The sequence below is a fragment of the Limisphaera sp. 4302-co genome (assembly GCF_049537155.1).
In the GTDB taxonomy this organism is placed as follows: domain Bacteria; phylum Verrucomicrobiota; class Verrucomicrobiia; order Limisphaerales; family Limisphaeraceae; genus Limisphaera.
On sequence record NZ_JBMVQZ010000009.1, the window covers coordinates 1 to 14501 of the forward strand.

Annotated in this window: 16 protein-coding genes; 10 read left to right on the forward strand and 6 right to left on the reverse strand. The window is 66.3% G+C overall.

The annotated features are described in order from the left end of the window. From ACPDIX_RS09905 to ACPDIX_RS09915, 3 genes are all read left to right on the forward strand, one after another. Positions 1–264: hypothetical protein (locus ACPDIX_RS09905; protein ID WP_423431634.1), on the forward strand; the 264-nt coding region annotated here is incomplete at its 5' end. A gap of 28 nt (positions 265–292) precedes the next feature. Further along, positions 293–1063, forward strand: a complete 771-nt coding sequence (locus ACPDIX_RS09910; RefSeq protein ID WP_423431635.1) for a ribonuclease H-like domain-containing protein — start codon at positions 293–295, stop codon at positions 1061–1063. Positions 1064–1121: 58 nt separating this feature from the next. Beyond that, positions 1122–1826 (forward strand): hypothetical protein, encoded by a 705-nt coding sequence (locus ACPDIX_RS09915; protein ID WP_423431636.1) that lies wholly within the window; start codon positions 1122–1124, stop codon positions 1824–1826. On the opposite strand, the gene ACPDIX_RS09920 is transcribed toward ACPDIX_RS09915, so the two are convergent. Then, a complete protein-coding gene (locus ACPDIX_RS09920; protein WP_423431637.1) occupies positions 1816–3051 on the reverse strand; it encodes an efflux RND transporter periplasmic adaptor subunit in 1236 nt (411 codons plus the stop codon). The genes ACPDIX_RS09915 and ACPDIX_RS09920 overlap by 11 nt on opposite strands. Before the next feature lie 346 nt (positions 3052–3397). Between ACPDIX_RS09920 and mgtE the strand changes: the two genes are divergently transcribed. Beyond that, positions 3398–4711 (forward strand): magnesium transporter, encoded by a 1314-nt coding sequence (gene mgtE / locus ACPDIX_RS09925; protein WP_423431638.1) that lies wholly within the window; start codon positions 3398–3400, stop codon positions 4709–4711. 113 nt (positions 4712–4824) lie between these two features. Continuing rightward, positions 4825–6132: a bifunctional folylpolyglutamate synthase/dihydrofolate synthase gene (locus ACPDIX_RS09930; RefSeq protein ID WP_423431639.1), complete on the forward strand. Its 1308-nt coding sequence runs from the start codon at positions 4825–4827 to the stop codon at positions 6130–6132. A 42-nt stretch (positions 6133–6174) separates the two neighbouring features. Here ACPDIX_RS09930 and trpA read toward each other — a convergent pair whose 3' ends face one another. After that, positions 6175–6975, reverse strand: coding sequence for a tryptophan synthase subunit alpha (trpA, locus tag ACPDIX_RS09935; RefSeq protein WP_423431640.1), 801 nt, complete (start codon positions 6973–6975; stop codon positions 6175–6177). A 169-nt stretch (positions 6976–7144) separates the two neighbouring features. Between trpA and purS the strand changes: the two genes are divergently transcribed. Together purS and purQ are read left to right on the forward strand one after the other, a co-directional pair. Continuing rightward, positions 7145–7390, forward strand: coding sequence for a phosphoribosylformylglycinamidine synthase subunit PurS (gene purS, locus ACPDIX_RS09940; RefSeq protein ID WP_423431641.1), 246 nt, complete (start codon positions 7145–7147; stop codon positions 7388–7390). Positions 7391–7410: 20 nt separating this feature from the next. Then, a complete protein-coding gene (gene purQ / locus ACPDIX_RS09945) occupies positions 7411–8133 on the forward strand; it encodes a phosphoribosylformylglycinamidine synthase subunit PurQ (protein WP_423431642.1) in 723 nt (240 codons plus the stop codon). Positions 8134–8255: 122 nt separating this feature from the next. Here the strand turns inward: purQ and ACPDIX_RS09950 are convergent, their stop codons facing one another. From ACPDIX_RS09950 to ACPDIX_RS09965, 4 genes are all read right to left on the reverse strand, one after another. Beyond that, a complete protein-coding gene (locus tag ACPDIX_RS09950; protein WP_423431643.1) occupies positions 8256–8753 on the reverse strand; it encodes a hypothetical protein in 498 nt (165 codons plus the stop codon). Beyond that, positions 8750–9319, reverse strand: coding sequence for a hypothetical protein (locus tag ACPDIX_RS09955; protein ID WP_423431644.1), 570 nt, complete (start codon positions 9317–9319; stop codon positions 8750–8752). The genes ACPDIX_RS09950 and ACPDIX_RS09955 overlap by 4 nt, the downstream gene beginning before the upstream one ends. A gap of 338 nt (positions 9320–9657) precedes the next feature. Further along, on the reverse strand, positions 9658–9825 hold the full coding sequence (locus ACPDIX_RS09960) for a hypothetical protein (RefSeq protein ID WP_423431645.1): 168 nt from the start codon (positions 9823–9825) through the stop codon (positions 9658–9660). 402 nt (positions 9826–10227) lie between these two features. Continuing rightward, on the reverse strand, positions 10228–11298 hold the full coding sequence (locus tag ACPDIX_RS09965) for a dipeptide epimerase (protein ID WP_423431646.1): 1071 nt from the start codon (positions 11296–11298) through the stop codon (positions 10228–10230). A gap of 234 nt (positions 11299–11532) precedes the next feature. Here ACPDIX_RS09965 and ACPDIX_RS09970 point away from each other — a divergent pair, with 234 nt between their 5' ends. The 3 genes from ACPDIX_RS09970 (at position 11533) to ACPDIX_RS09980 (ending at position 14492) form a co-directional block, all read left to right on the forward strand. Next, positions 11533–11814 carry a hypothetical protein gene (locus ACPDIX_RS09970; RefSeq protein WP_423431647.1) on the forward strand — a complete coding sequence of 94 codons (282 nt, stop codon included), beginning with the start codon at positions 11533–11535 and terminating at the stop codon, positions 11812–11814. Positions 11815–12206: 392 nt separating this feature from the next. Next, positions 12207–13673, forward strand: coding sequence for a PQQ-dependent sugar dehydrogenase (locus ACPDIX_RS09975; protein WP_423431648.1), 1467 nt, complete (start codon positions 12207–12209; stop codon positions 13671–13673). A gap of 264 nt (positions 13674–13937) precedes the next feature. Further along, on the forward strand, positions 13938–14492 hold the full coding sequence (locus ACPDIX_RS09980) for an NfeD family protein (RefSeq protein ID WP_423431649.1): 555 nt from the start codon (positions 13938–13940) through the stop codon (positions 14490–14492). Positions 14493–14501: the final 9 nt, after the last annotated feature.

Consider the following 14501-nt stretch of genomic DNA (forward strand, 5'->3'; position numbering starts at 1 on the left):
TTTTTTTTGTGCGTCGCGCAAAAAATTGTTGCCAAGATGACGCTTGCTTGTGTAGAAGCGCGCTTGGACAGCGATGGCAACGGCGCACATTACTCGCAATTGCAAGCGGGTTGTACCCTTCACCGCCATGCCTCTTCTTCTCTCCGCTTCAGATTTTCCCGTCCTCAAACCGTGGAACCATCAACCCTGGTTGGAATGGAGGTGAGAACCGAGATGGCAACCAAGAAAAAAGCTGCCAAGAAAAAGGCTGCCAAGAAGAAATAAGGGCTGACGAATACCAGGATGGAAGACCGTGCCGGCAACCGTCTGCCGGTCTCCCATCCTGGTTTTCTTTTCGGGGGAAGCCATGGCCTGTCTGGTGTTTGACATCGAAACGGCCGCGCTGCCGGTGGAGGAATTCGACGAGGCGCAACGCGAATTTTTGTTTCGCGACGCCGAGCGGTTGCCCGACGAGGCGGCCCGGTGCCAACGCCGCGAGGAGATTGTTCGCCAGATGAGTCTGTGGCCGCTGACCGCCCGGGTGGTGTGCATCGCCATGCTCAACGCCGACAGCCTGCGCGGACAGGTGCTTTTCCTGGCGGAGGATTATGAAGAGGACGCGGAGGCCGGGCCGGTGGAGTTTGTGCCCTGCATGGACGAGGTGGAGTTGTTGACGGCGTTCTGGGACGTGGCCCGGCATTACGAGGAGGTGGTCACCTTCAACGGGCGCAGTTTCGATGTCCCATTCCTTTATCTGCGGTCGGCCCTGTTGAACGTGCCCATCAGCCGCAAGGACTGGCTGGGCTACCGTTTTGCCACCTCGCCGCACTGTGATCTGGCGGAGCAACTGACCTTCTACGGCGTCAGCGGCAGGGAAGGGGCGGCGCGGCGGTTCAACCTGGACTTTTACTGCAAGGCTTTCGGCATTGATTCCCCGAAGGGGCACGGCGTAACCGGTCGCGACGTGGGCGCCCTGCTGGCCGCCGGTCGGTATCGCGAGGTTGCCGAGTACTGCCTGGGGGACGTCCGCGCCACGGTGGAGTTGTACCGGCTCTGGCGCGAGCGCCTCGCGGGTATCAAGTGAACGCGCCCGCCCCCGGCCGCCCGGTACGAGCGATGAAACCAGCCGAGTGGTCCGTCCCGTGAATGTTTCACGTTCTTCTGTTGGCCCGGCCGGTGTTTGGATCTGTTGCGCCCTGACGGTGGAGGCGGGGACCCTGCGCCGGCTGCTGCCCCCCTGCCCGGGAGTGGAGATCCGGGTGACGGGCATGGGGCCGGAACGGGCGCGCGGAACGGTGGCAGGCTGGCTGCGGACGTGCCGGCCCCTGCTCGTGTTGAACGCCGGCTTTGCCGGCGGACTGAACCCCGCCCTGCCGGCGGGCACGGTGCTTTTCGCCACCGAACATCCGGACTGGGCCCGGCGCCTGCGTGCCGCCGGGGCCGTTCCGGGCCGGTTCACCACCACCACACGGATCCTGCGAACCGCGGCTGAGAAGACGGGATTCTGGCGTGCCACGGGTGCCGATGCCGTGGACATGGAATCGGAGGCGGTCGCGGGCGCCTGCCGCGCGGCCGGCGTACCCGTGGCGATCGTTCGAGCGATTTCGGACGGTGCCGGCGACGACCTGCCGCTCGATTTCCCGGCCTTCCTCCGGGAGGACGGTTCATTGGATCTGCGCGGTTTGACAGGCGCCGTGTGGCGGCGTCCGCGGGCGTGGGTGGGGCTGTGGCGATTGGCCCGGCAATCGCGCCGAGCGGGTCGGGCCCTGGCACAGGTGCTTGCGCGCGTTCTGGGCGAGGCGCCGGTGGAGTGCCTTTCCCAAGGCCGCCGGTCCGTCACGGGCTGATTGAGACCGGGCGGATCCGCTGGTTTTCGTGGACCCGTTCGCCGGGGTAGAGGATCACGGTCTCGCCCTCACGCAATCCTTCCCGGACCTCGGCCTCGCGTTCGCTGCGGTGGCCGAGAACCACGCGGCGCAACCGGGCCCGGCCATCTTCCAGGACGAAGACCGCCCAGTCCGGACCGCGCCGGAACAGTGCGCCCAAGGGGACCTTCAGCACGTCGTTCCCGGACCAGACGATCACCACCGCCTCCACCCGGTATTGATCGCCCAGGCCCGGGCGCTGTTCCACCGGACTGACCAGGTCGGCGATGACCCGCACCCGCTGTTCTTCCACGCCGAGCGCGGACACCTTGGTGAATGCGGAAGGTTCGATCCTCCGGATTCGCGCTTCCAGAGGTGTTTCGCCTCCCCACTGTTCCAACCGCACCGGCATGCCCGGCTGCAATCGCACCGCTTCCTGCGACAACACCTCGATCACCACTTCTAGATCGCCGGGGTCTCCCACCTCGAGCAGGGGCGTGCCGGGGCTCACCACGCGGGCGCTGGGCTCGTACACCCGCAGGACCTGCCCGTCCACGGGGGAACGCAGTTCGACCTGTTCCCCTTCCGGGAGTGCCCCGTCGGCGGCGTCCGTGAACAGTTTTCGTTCCGCCTCAGCCATGCGCAGGCGGTGCTCGGCCGCGTTCAACTGCTGGGCCGCGTCTTTCTCCCGCCACACGGCGGCGTCGAGTTCCTGCGGGGTGGCGGAGCCGGTTTCGTAAAGGGACTGGACCCTGCGGGCTTCCGCCCGCGCCCAGTCCCAGGCGGCGCGGGCGCGATCGCGTTCGGCCCGCGCGGCGTCGCGGCGGGCCTCGGCCATGGCTCGTGCCCGTGGGTCGAGCAACGCTGCAGGCAGGGGTTCGATTCGGGCCAACACAGTTTCACCCGCCTGCACGGGGTCGCCCGGCTTGAGGAAGATGCGCCGGAGCCTGCCGGCGACCGGTGCGCTGATCAGGTAGCGCTCTTTGAGCCGCGTTTTGCCCTCCTCGCGCAAGGTGGCCTCGAGGGGACCGCGCACGACCTTGCCGACTTCCACGGGTTCCGGCCCCGGTCGGAGGCCCCAGGCCAACAAGACCAGGACGGTGCCCGCAACCAGCAGGGTCGGTATCCAGCGGCGCCCGGGCTGCCGCTTCGGGACCCGCCCTTCCGACTCATCCGATGAACGCCCCATGATGACCTGCATCTGCATCCGGGCCACGTTTGGATCCCGGCCCGGTCCCGGAAGCTTAAGAATGTGAATCGGGTGGGGGAAGCCGGGAAGCCGGGACCCGCCGCAATGGTGCGCCGCCGACGGGCGGATGGAGAGGGGAAGGAGAGGAAAACCCACCGCGGCCAGGTCCGGATCGGTCTGGAAGAGCCGCGCACTCGGGCATCGGGCAGGGCGGGTTTGCCTGGTCAGGGTCGGCCGGGTCAAAATGGACTGCTGGTGGGGCCGGACGGGCGGGACGGGCTTGCAGCGCGCGTGGACAGCGTTGCCCTGCCCGTGCCGGGGGCAGATCCCGGGCCGTTACAATCGAAGGACGCGAGAGGAAAGCATGATTCAGGAAACCCCGGTTTTTCTGAAGGAGTACCTGCACCTGCATGCGGCGGACCTGGCCGATCGTCTCCAACGGTTGGATACCGGGGAGGCGCGGGAGTTGCTGCGTCAACTGCCGCCGGAAAAGGCCGCGGCCGCACTTGCCGAAGTGGACCGCGAACGGCTGGCCGGGCTGCTGAAGGGATTTGACGCCCACCAGTTGAGCGGTCTTTTGAGTTCCCTGCCGCCCGAGGACGCCGCGGATCTGTTGCAGGAGGTGTCAGCCGGTACCCGGCGCGAGGTGTTGGCGGAGCTTCCGCCTGAGTCCGCCGAGGGTCTGCGGGCCCTGATGCAGTACCCGGAGGACACCGCCGGCGGGGTGATGAGCAACCGCTTCATTGCCCTGCGGACGGACATGACGGTGGAGGAAGCCCTGCAAGTGCTCCGGGCCCGGGCCCGCGAGGAAAATCCGGAGGACATCAGCTACCTTTACGTCACCGATGCCGACCGGCGGTTGGTGGGCATCGTAAGCCTGCGCGATCTGGTGTTTCGGCGGCCCGATCGGCGGATCTCGGAGATCATGAACCCGGACGTGAAATTCGTGCGGGCCGAGACCGATCGGGAGGAACTGGCGCGGCTTTTCGAACACTACCATTACCCGGGGCTGCCGGTGGTGGACGCCGAGGGCCGGCTGGTGGGCGTGGTGAAGGCCAGCGACGTGCTGGAGGTGGTGACCCGCGAAGCCACCGAGGACATGCAACTGATGGTCGGTCTGTCCGGGGAGGAACGGGCGCTGTCCCCGTGGTTTTACTCGGTCAAACGGCGGCTGCCCTGGCTGTACATCAACCTGGCGACTGCTTTCCTGGCCGCGTTCGTGGTGGGTCTGTTCGAGGACACCATCGCCCGTTGGACCGCCCTGGCGATTTTTCTTCCCGTGATCGCCGGCCAAGGCGGCAACGCGGGCATGCAAACACTGACCGTGATCATTCGCGATCTCGCTCTGGGTGAACTGGCCCCGCAGGATGGTCGCCGCGCCCTGTTCAAGGAGCTCCTGGTGGCTTTGCTCAACGGGTTGGCGGTGGGGATTGTTGTGGGCCTGATCGGATGGTGGTGGAAGGGGAGTCCGGCCCTCGGCCTGGTGGCCGGTGTGGCCATGGTGCTGAACCAACCGGCGGCTGCCGTGGCCGGTGTGTGGATCCCGCTGGGTCTTCGCGCCGTGGGGCTCGATCCGGCGCTGGCTTCGAGCATTCTCCTCACCACGGTGACGGACCTGGCGGGGTTCTTTTTCTTCCTGGGCCTGGCGTGGTTGGGGTTGCACTGGAGCGGGCTGTGAATCGCAGGGCACTTGCGTCAGCTGCCGGGGTGCTGCAATGTACCGCCCGCCCGGCGGGCCGGCATGGTCGCGTTGCCACGTTGGAAACGCCCTGACCGACCCGGGGAGGGTTCATGACCTACGACGAGGCCATCGAATTCCTGTACGGACTCCGTTGGTTCGGTGCGAAACTGGGGCTTGAGAATCCCCGGCGACTGGCTGCATGGGCCGGTCATCCCGAGCGGCAACTCCGGTTCATCCACGTCGCCGGCACCAATGGCAAGGGGTCCGTTTGCGCCTTTTTGGAAAGTGTGTACCGCCGGGCCGGATACCGCGTCGGCCTGTTCACCTCCCCGCATCTGGTCCGCTTCGGTGAACGGATCCAGGTCAATCGCCAGCCGATCCCGGAATCCGCGGTGGCCCGTCTGGTGGCGCGGATGCAGCCGCGGCTGCGCCGGTTCCCGCCGGATCAGCATCCCACCTTTTTCGAGGTGGTGACGGTGATGGCCCTCGAGTACTTCGTCGAGCAGGAGTGCGAGGTGGTGATCTGGGAGACCGGCATGGGCGGCCGGTTGGACGCCACCAATATCGTGACCCCGTTGGCCGCCGTCATCACCAACGTGCAGTACGATCATCAGCGGTGGCTCGGGTTCACTCTCCGGGAGATTGCCACGGAAAAGGCCGGGATCCTGAAACCGGGCCGGCCTGCCCTCACTGCCGCGGACGAGCCGGAGGCACTGGAGGTGATCCGCACCACGGCGCTGCGACTGGGCTGCCCGCTGCGATTCGTCGGCTCCGACGCCGCGCAAGCCGCGTGGCTGCGGTCGCTCTCCCTGCCCCTGCCAGGGGAACATCAGCGGCGCAACGCCGCTCTGGCGGCCGAGACCGTGCGTGTCCTGCAGCACGAACTGCCCGTGTCTCAAACGGCCTTGGAGACGGGTCTGCAGGAGGCCTTCTGGCCCGGCCGTTTCCAACGGTTGCGCCTGCCCGGCGGCGGCGAGCTGGTTTTGGACGGCGCCCACAACCCGGCTGCCATGGAGGCGCTCTGCCGCACGCTGGACGAACAGTATCCAGGGATCCGACCCGTTGTCGTTCTGGGTGTCATGGCGGACAAGGACCTGGCCGGGATTGCGCGCCATGTGACGCGCCGGGCTGCGCGGGTGCTGTGTGTGCCGATTCCCAGCGAGCGAAGTGCCGATCCGGACCGACTGGCCCGGGCATGTCAGGAGGCCGCGCCGGACCTGCCGGTGCGGGTCTATCCCTCGCTGGCCGCCGCTTGGGAGCAGGTGCGGGAGGAGCGCCTCGTGGTGGTGACCGGCTCTCTCTATCTGGTCGGGCAGGCCCTGGAACTCCTCGGCAGCCTCGGCACACCGGCCAGGGACGAAAAACCGTTGAACACCTGGACCGCCCCGGCACTGTCGGGGCAGGCCCCCGGCGTCTGAAGGTCCGCCCTGCTCAAGCGCGATCCGCCGAGGGGCAAAAGTTCAGACGGATTTGACCGCTTCGACCAGAGTGCGCACGAAACCCGTCACGGCCGGCACCAATTCCGGGCTGCGCCCCAGTTGGCCGATGCGGTGCACCACCGCGCTGCCCACGACCACCGCATCGCCCAGCGTGGCCACGGTTCGTGCCTGTTCGGGTGTGGATATGCCGAAGCCGATGGCGATGGGCAGGTCCGTGTGGGCGCGGATCCGCGTCGTCATGGTCCCGATGTTGTCGGCCAGTTGATCGCGCATGCCGGTCACGCCCTCGCGCGAGATGTAATAGATGAACCCGGAAGCGCGCCTGGCGATCGTTGCGATGCGCGCCTCCGGTGTAGTGGGTGCGACGAGATAGATGGGGCACAGGCCCGCCCCGCGCATGGCCTCTTCGTAACCTTCATTTTCATCCGGCGGCAGGTCCAACACCAGCAAACCATCCACCCCGGCCTCGCGCGCACGCTGGACGAACCGTTCCACCCCCATGCGGTGCATCAGGTTGTAGTACAGGTAGAGCACGACCGGGATTTGAGATTCCCGGCGGATGGCCGCCACCGTTTCCAGCACGCCGGCCGGGGTGGTGCCGGAGGCCAATCCCCGCTGGGCCGCCAGTTGGTTCACCAGCCCGTCGGCCAACGGGTCGCTGAAGGGTACCCCCAGTTCGAGGATGTCCACACCCGCGCGATCGAAGGCCAGCGCCAGTTCCCGTGTGGCGTCCAGGTCGGGATCGCCGGCCCCGATGTAGACGATGAGGCCTTTTTTGCCCTCCCGGCGCAGGGCCGCAAAACGTTGTTCGATGCGGTTCATGCCCGCGGCAGGATACCGGAGGTTAACGTGCCTTCAACGCCGGAGGCGGGTTCTCCGAGCCCTGGACGGCCCAAGGGGCCGGCCCGGGAAATTTGCTCGCCGGCCGGGCCGCGCCCCGGCAAGATGCGGGCCGGTTTTTCGGGAGAGCGATTGTTCGGCGCACAACCACATGAAGGCACGCATCATTGTGACACCGAAAAAGGCGGTGGTGGATCCGCAGGGCAAGACCGTGCAGAATGCCCTGGCGCACCTGGGCTACACCGGGGTGCGGGCCGTGCACGTGGGCAAATACATCGAGATCGAGCTCGAACCCGGCACCGACCGTGCCACGGCCGAACGTGCACTGGACGACGCGTGCCGCAAGTTTCTGAGCAACCCGATCATCGAGGATTACCACCTGGAGATCGTGGACTGAGGGACGGAGGGGCAGGCAGGATGAACGTGGCGGTCGTACAGTTCCCGGCCAGCAATTGTGATCAGGATGCCGTGCACGCCATCCGGGTGCTCGGGCACTCGGCCTGGCTGGCCTGGCACCGGGACACCTCCCTGGGCCCGGCCGATGCGGTCATCATTCCCGGTGGATTCAGTTACGGGGACTACCTCCGCTGCGGGGCCATCGCCCGGTTCAGCCCGGTGATGCAGGCGGTTCGTTCCTTTGCCGAGCAGGGCGGGCTGGTGCTGGGGATTTGCAACGGGTTTCAGGTGCTGACCGAGGCCGGTCTGCTGCCGGGGGCGCTGGTGCGGAACCGTTCCCTCCAGTTCCGCTGCGAGCACGTGTTTCTGCGGGTGGAGCATGCGCGGTCTCCGTTCACGTGGCGGGCGGATCCCGCCCGGCCGTTGCGGATCCCGATCGCCCACGGCGAGGGTTGTTACTATGCCGACGAGGAGACGCTCGACGCCATGGAGGCCCGGGGTCAGGTGTTGTGGCGTTATTGCAATGCGGCGGGTGAGTGCACGGAGGAGGCCAACCCCAACGGGTCGCTGCGAAACATTGCCGGCGTCTGCAATGAACAGGGGAACGTGGCGGGACTGATGCCCCATCCGGAACGGGCCTGCGAGGCCATTCTGGGCAGTACCGACGGTCGGTTCATCCTGGAGAGCATGCTGGGCTGGCTCGAACGCCGCGCCGCCGGCGCTTCCGCACCCGCCGCGGCCTGACATTTCCCGTCCGTCCCACTCCGGTCTGATGGGCCGAACGAGCCTCGAATGGAGGTGTTTCCCGTGGCCTTTTGCCGTCTGCAACCTCGGCGAGCAGGCCGGTGCGGCGGCAGTGAGCCTCTTCACGCGCCGGACGAGCCTGGTGGAGGCGCGAACGTTCCGTTGCAGGGATTACCGGCCGGGGTACGCGCCTCACAGGAGACGTCCCGCGTGGTGATGCGCACGCTCCACGTGCAGGTGACGGGATCCACCGTTTGTTCGACGACCTCCACCTGCCGGGTCGCCGGCCAGCGCACGAAACCGTCCTTTCCTTCCACACGATGGATCACATCCCAGCAGGCGTAAGGAAGCACTGTTACACCCGGAAAGTCGGCCTCCTGGCGAAGTCGGACCCCCGTGGGCCAGTCGACCCAGATGTCCAGTTCGGCAAGGTAGCAAGGGGTGGTGCCGCGCGGAGGCGTCAGGCAATGTCCCGCAGGCAGACAAACATCGTTCGTCTGAACGTAGCATGCACCGGCAGCCGCGAGGACCATGGCGAACAGCGCACCGGAAAGCACCCGGGGGCTGGCGCCGCCCGGAGCATGGCAAGCTGCGGCAGGAACAACAATTGGCTGTTTCATGGTCGGTTCTCCTTTCCACGAGTTCGACGTCTGGGATGCAACAGAACGCCAAGGGCTCCGAGGGCGAAAGCCAGCCAAAGCAAGAGGAGCGTGGTGTGCCAAGCCGATCGGCCGCCGGCCGCCGGCTCGCCCGGAATGGCAGGCACGGGCGCCGGGGCCGCCAGTGTCTGTCCATGCCCGCCGCCGACACGGACCCAACCCTGGGTGGTTTCATAAAGGATCATCTCCGGCACGGTCACGCTTCCCCGGGTTACGAACGGATTGGAGGCCGGCAGAAACGCGGATGCCTCGAGGGGTTCGGGCCACCACTCGAACTGATGGATATGAAATCGTTTGTCGAACAAGCGAACGCCCGGCCGCACAATGCGGCAGCGAGTGAGAGTGCCGGGGTACGACCCGAACGGCCATGATCGGTAATCGGCAAACTCGATCACCCATTCTTTGATGTTGCCCGGGCCGGTGACCTCCATCCGGTCCAGCGCATTCCCCCGGATGGAAAAGGTGACGTTTTTCAACTGTCCCGTGGAAACCACCAGCACGCCACGGTTCCCGTAGATCCATTGCACGGTGTACAAGTCAGGGATTCCCAGCCGCAGTGTGGCTTGGAGCCAAAGGTGGACCTGGGAAACCAGGTGGCGGGTCGTATTCCCCCGGAGTTTCTCGAAGTCGAACAAAGGGGTTGGCGTCCGCTCCTCCCTCGCTTTCCAGCGGCCCGCGGGCCAGGTTGACGTCCACATCCGGCGTCAGCGTCCAATGCAGGTTCGAAGGGGCATAAAAGGCGTGAATCTTGTTGCCCGTGAACACCCGGCCTTTCGGGGTGCGGTAAGCAAATGGGGTCTGGAACGCCCCGAAGCTGTTTCCCTGAACGAACGCTTCGAAAGGATCCGAATAATGTTCGACTGAATTACCCTCCCTGGCGTTTCTCCAGCGGCCCGGCGCCCCGCCGATTCGGATCGTGCTGCACCTCGAAGACCAGCCGGAACGATGCAGAAGCCGTCCGGAGGGTGAGGAAGGCGGGAAAAGGATCGGGCAGGATGCCCGGATCTCCGGCCCAGAGAGGCAGGGCGGTCACCCATGCACATCCCAGGGCAAGGGCCGTGCCGGCACGAGTTCGCTTTCTTCCTTTCCCTGGCTCCAAGAGGCGGTTCAAACCGGCTCGGGCTTCGGACGTGTCGAGCAGATCCTTGACCTGTGGCTTTTGCAGCTGGAGCGTACGATGCTGTCGGATGGGTCGAGGAATATCCAGAGCCAACTCTCTCTCGCTCTCGACTTTGTCAAGTGCCTCTTTGCAAACGGTCGGTCTGACAAACCGGGGCGGGGAGGCACCCGCTTCCACGGCGGCACAGGAAGACCGTGGAGGGCTGGGAGTGGGGGCGCGACGCATCCTCGCGGGCCAGCCCGAGCCGGGGAAACGGTAGGTTTTATCCGAGGCTCCCCGGCCGGGAGGTTCGGTGGTTGCCGGGCCCGGCCCGGGTCAGTCCGTCAGCCAGCTGGCGAAGGGCGTTCCCGGCCGGGGGCAGACCCGCAGGCCGGTGCGCTCCGGCGTGGCAGCGAACGTCAGCCGGCCTGCCTCCTGGGTGACCCCGAGGAACGGGTCGTTGCTTATGAGGAGGTTTCCGTCCAGGTCGAGGTGATCGCACAAACCGGCCAGATGCGCGCCGGCGCTGATCAAGACGCTCGTTTCGATCATGCACCCCAGCATGGTGCGAAGTCCGAACCGCCTTGCCTCCTCCAGGGCGGCCCGTGCGCCGGTCAGGCCCCCGGTTTTCACCAGCTTGACGTTCACCCCGTGAAAACCCTCGGCACAACGCGGCACATCGGCCGCCGTCTGACAGGATTCATCGGCAAAGATGGGCAGGGGCGAGCGTTCCTTGAGCCAGATCCAGTCCGCGATCGGCCGGCTGGCGGGCATGGGTTGTTCGACAAACTCCACCGCGGGATCGCGCGCGAGCCATTCGAGCTGGCGCAGGGCCTGCCCGGGGGTGGGCCAGCCTTCGTTGGCGTCCACCCGGATGCGCGCCTGCGGGGCGGCCTCGCGCACCGCCGACCACACGGCTGCGTCGTTGGGTCCGCCCAGCTTCACCTTGAGCACCGGGAGATGGGCCGCGGCTTGTGCCTTGAGACGCATGACGGCCGGGTCGTCCAATCCCAGCGTGAAGGAACTCAGGTGTCGGCCCTCTTCGAACCCCAGTCCCAGATAATCGTAAAGTGCGCGGCCGGCCCGACGTGCCGCCCCGTCCCACAGGGCCACGTCCAGTGCGCAACGGGCAACCCTCGGCATGGGCTCAAGTTGGTCGAGATACTTCCGGCTGCTTTCGGGATCTTCCAACGACAGGCGACGTGCATCCACGCGGGCGAGGGCATCGAGCACCGCGGGCACGCTCTCACGGTAACGCAGGGAAGGCGCGGCTTCGCCCCAGCCCACCACGCCGTCTGCATCCCGCAGGGCGACGATCACCACCGTCTGGGTGCGGGTGACCGGCACGTTGGCGATTTGCCAAGGGTGCGTGAGGGCGAGGTCAACGGCTTGAAACTTGAGTTCCACGGCGCCAGGAAAACCTGGCGGGGTGGCGATGGCAACTTCACGATGGCGGGGCGCCGGTCCTCGACCGGCCGGGCTGCGCGGCAACCGGAGGTGCAAACGGTTCGTGCCGGACGGCGTGTGTGAGGAGCGTCCCGGTTGCAGGAGCTCTGCCCCGCAGGTAACGTCGGGGGCGTCGGGCGTTGTGGATCAGGCTCGAATGAAGCGGAAGCGCAACCACCCGGGAGCAAGGATGCCATGAAGACAGCTTACGAAATTGCGATCGAACGGCTCAACAAGACCGCACCGTTGACGCCGTTGACGGAGGAACAAAAGCGGGCCATTGCAGAGGTGGAATCGCGGTACAAGGCCCGCATCGCGGAACGAGAGATCACGTTCCAACAGCGGATCGCTGCGGCCAAAGCCGCCGGCGAATGGGATCGGGCCGCTGTCCTGGAGCAGGAACTGGCGGCGGAGCGGCGCAAGCTCCAGGAGGAACTCGAGGCTGAAAAGGAGAAGATCCGGCAACGGCAAAGTTGATCCCGCTCGCACGGGGCAGGGCTGTCCCGGTGCGCGACGGACGGACGGTTCCGTCCGGAGTTGCCCGGATTCACGGGCAGATGGTGGAGCAACGGCACCGGAGGCGGGGCGCCCATCGGGGGCCGTGCCGGCACCGATGTGCTGTGCTTCCCTCGCAAAACCAACCGCTGCCACGCCCACCTCGGGGGTTGTGACCGTGCCTCGTGCTTGCGGGTTGCCCGAGCCAGTCTCCGGGGCTTCACCTTGGCAAACTTTCTGAGAAGCCCCTCTCCCGAGCCGGCTCTTTGCGCGGGTGTCCCGTGGCGGGGATGGAATGAACCGGGCCGGCGTCCCGGGGACCATTTGACACCGGCCACGGTTGCAGTCCAACTTCCGCGCCGCCCATGAGAATGATGAGTCAAGACGTTCTGCTCCGCCGGATCAGCCGGATGAAGAAACTCGTCTGGTTGCTGGTCCTGGCGCTGCTCGGATGGGATCCGCCGCAGGCGCATGCGCAGACTGCGCGGCGCAACGTGGCCTCCCTTTACCAGGAACTGTGTGCCAACTGTCACGGGCCGGACCTGCGGGGTGGCCAGGCCCGGAGCTTGTTGGATGACGAATGGGTCCACGGCAGCGGGGACGACGCGACGTTGTTCGCCGTGATTCGCGACGGGGACGAGCTCAACGGCATGCCGCCATGGAAAAACGTCCTGAGCGACGAAGAGATCCGTGCGCTGGTCATTTACATCCGGGAAAAGGCCACCGAGGCGCGGCATGCGGCCACCCGGTACGCACAGCCGCGGCCTGATCAGGTGGTCGGGAGCAAACTGCACCGGTTCCGGGTTCGGACCGTGGCGGAGGGGTTGGCGGCCCCGTGGTCCATGGCCTGGTTGCCCGACGGCACGATGTTGGTGACGGAGCTGCCCGGGCGCCTGCGGCTGGTGCGGGAGGGCCGGCTGTTGCCGGAGGCGGTCAAAGGGCTGCCGGAGGTCCGGTACCGTGGCCAGGGCGGGCTGATGGAGGTGGCGGTCCACCCCGGTTACGCCACCAACGGCTGGATCTACCTGGCATACAGCGAACCGGGTCGGGACCAGCAGGGCCGCGACGTCAGCATGACCACCCTGATTCGGGGTCGTCTCCGGGGCCTGACCTGGGCTGACTCCGAGATCGTCTGGCGGGCGCCGCTTTGGAGTTTTCGTCCCGGCAACATCCATTTTGGCTGCCGTATTGCTTTCGGCCCCGACGGTTACCTCTACTTCTCCCACGGCGAACGCGGGCACGGACCGGACGCCCAGGACCTGCGCCGGCCCAACGGCAAGATCCACCGCATCCACGACGACGGACGCATTCCGGCCGACAACCCCTTTGTGGGGCAGCCGGAGACCTTTCCCTCCATTTGGAGTTACGGCCATCGCAATCCGCAGGGGCTGGCGTTCCATCCGGTGACCGGCGAATTGTGGGAAACCGAACACGGCCCGCGCGGCGGCGATGAATTGAATCTGATCGTCCGGGGACGCAACTACGGTTGGCCGGTCATCACCTACGGCATGAACTACGACGGCACACCCATCACCGCGCACACGGCCGCCGAGGGGATGGAACAGCCGGTGGTGCACTGGACCCCCTCCATAGCGGTGTGTGGGATGGATTTTTACCGGGGCGAGCGGTTCCCGCTCTGGCGGCATCACCTCTTCGTGACCGGGCTGGCCTCCCAGGAACTGCGACGACTGGAGATTCGCGGCCATGCGGTGGCCGAGCAGGAGATCCTGTTCAAGGGAATCGGCCGGGTCCGTCACGTGGCCACCGGGCCGGACGGATACCTGTACGTCGCATTGAACGGGCCGGATCGGATCATCCGATTGGAACCGGCTGATCAGTAGGATCCGAACGCCGTTGAAGGGCCCCTGCCGGTGACGGCTTTTTGGGGGCGGGCGGGAGACAACCGCGGCGAAACGGGACGTCCTGCCTCTTGAAGGAACTCGCACCGGGCACGGCACGGTACGACGGGTGTGGTGCGGCGCGGGTTTTTTGGGCGAACCATCCGGGCCGTTGGACGTTTGTACTGTGTGCCTTGCCGGGTTCGCACTTGCCACGAATCCGGGCCGGGACTTTACTGGTCGCGAATCGCGAATGACGGCCCGGCTATGGAAATCTGGATCTACGCGATCTGCCTCGTGCTCGGGTTGATGTTCTCCCTGGTGAGCGCGATTCTGGGGCACATCTTCGGCGGGGATGGTGAAATAGGCACGGGCGGCCACGCCGAGGCCGGCATCACCGACAGCGGTCTGCCCGGGGTTTCGTTCTTCAGTCCCACCGTCATGGCGAGTTTTGTGACGGCTTTCGGGGCGGCGGGCTTGATTCTTACGCGGATCGAGGCCACGCGCAGCGTGTGGATCAGCGCGCCTTTGGCGGCTGCGTCCGGCGGGGTGATCGCCGGGCTGACCTTCTGGTTCTTCAACACGATGTTCAAGAAGACGCAGGCCTCCAGCGAGGCACGCGTTTCCCAGGTGATCGGCACCACCGCTTCGGTCATCACGCCCATTCCGGCCAATGGCGTGGGAGAGATTGCCTATGTAGTGGCCAACACACGGTATTCGGCGCCGGCCCGTTCGGAGGGCGGAGTGGCGATTCCGGCGGGACGGCCCGTCCGCATCAAGCGGATGGTCGGCACGGTGTTTTACGTGGAACCCATCGAGTAAGGAGCAGCG

What these genes read in the sequence shown, in the direction of transcription:
- ACPDIX_RS09920 (WP_423431637.1), bottom strand. Translation starts at nt 3,051, where the DNA reads ATGCAGATGCAGGTCATCATGGGGCGTTCATCGGATGAGTCGGAAGGG.
- mgtE (WP_423431638.1), top strand. Translation starts at nt 3,398, where the DNA reads ATGATTCAGGAAACCCCGGTTTTTCTGAAGGAGTACCTGCACCTGCAT.
- ACPDIX_RS09930 (WP_423431639.1), top strand. Translation starts at nt 4,825, where the DNA reads ATGACCTACGACGAGGCCATCGAATTCCTGTACGGACTCCGTTGGTTC.
- trpA (WP_423431640.1), bottom strand. Translation starts at nt 6,975, where the DNA reads ATGAACCGCATCGAACAACGTTTTGCGGCCCTGCGCCGGGAGGGCAAA.
- purS (WP_423431641.1), top strand. Translation starts at nt 7,145, where the DNA reads ATGAAGGCACGCATCATTGTGACACCGAAAAAGGCGGTGGTGGATCCG.
- purQ (WP_423431642.1), top strand. Translation starts at nt 7,411, where the DNA reads ATGAACGTGGCGGTCGTACAGTTCCCGGCCAGCAATTGTGATCAGGAT.
- ACPDIX_RS09950 (WP_423431643.1), bottom strand. Translation starts at nt 8,753, where the DNA reads ATGAAACAGCCAATTGTTGTTCCTGCCGCAGCTTGCCATGCTCCGGGC.
- ACPDIX_RS09970 (WP_423431647.1), top strand. Translation starts at nt 11,533, where the DNA reads ATGAAGACAGCTTACGAAATTGCGATCGAACGGCTCAACAAGACCGCA.
- ACPDIX_RS09975 (WP_423431648.1), top strand. Translation starts at nt 12,207, where the DNA reads ATGAGTCAAGACGTTCTGCTCCGCCGGATCAGCCGGATGAAGAAACTC.
- ACPDIX_RS09980 (WP_423431649.1), top strand. Translation starts at nt 13,938, where the DNA reads ATGGAAATCTGGATCTACGCGATCTGCCTCGTGCTCGGGTTGATGTTC.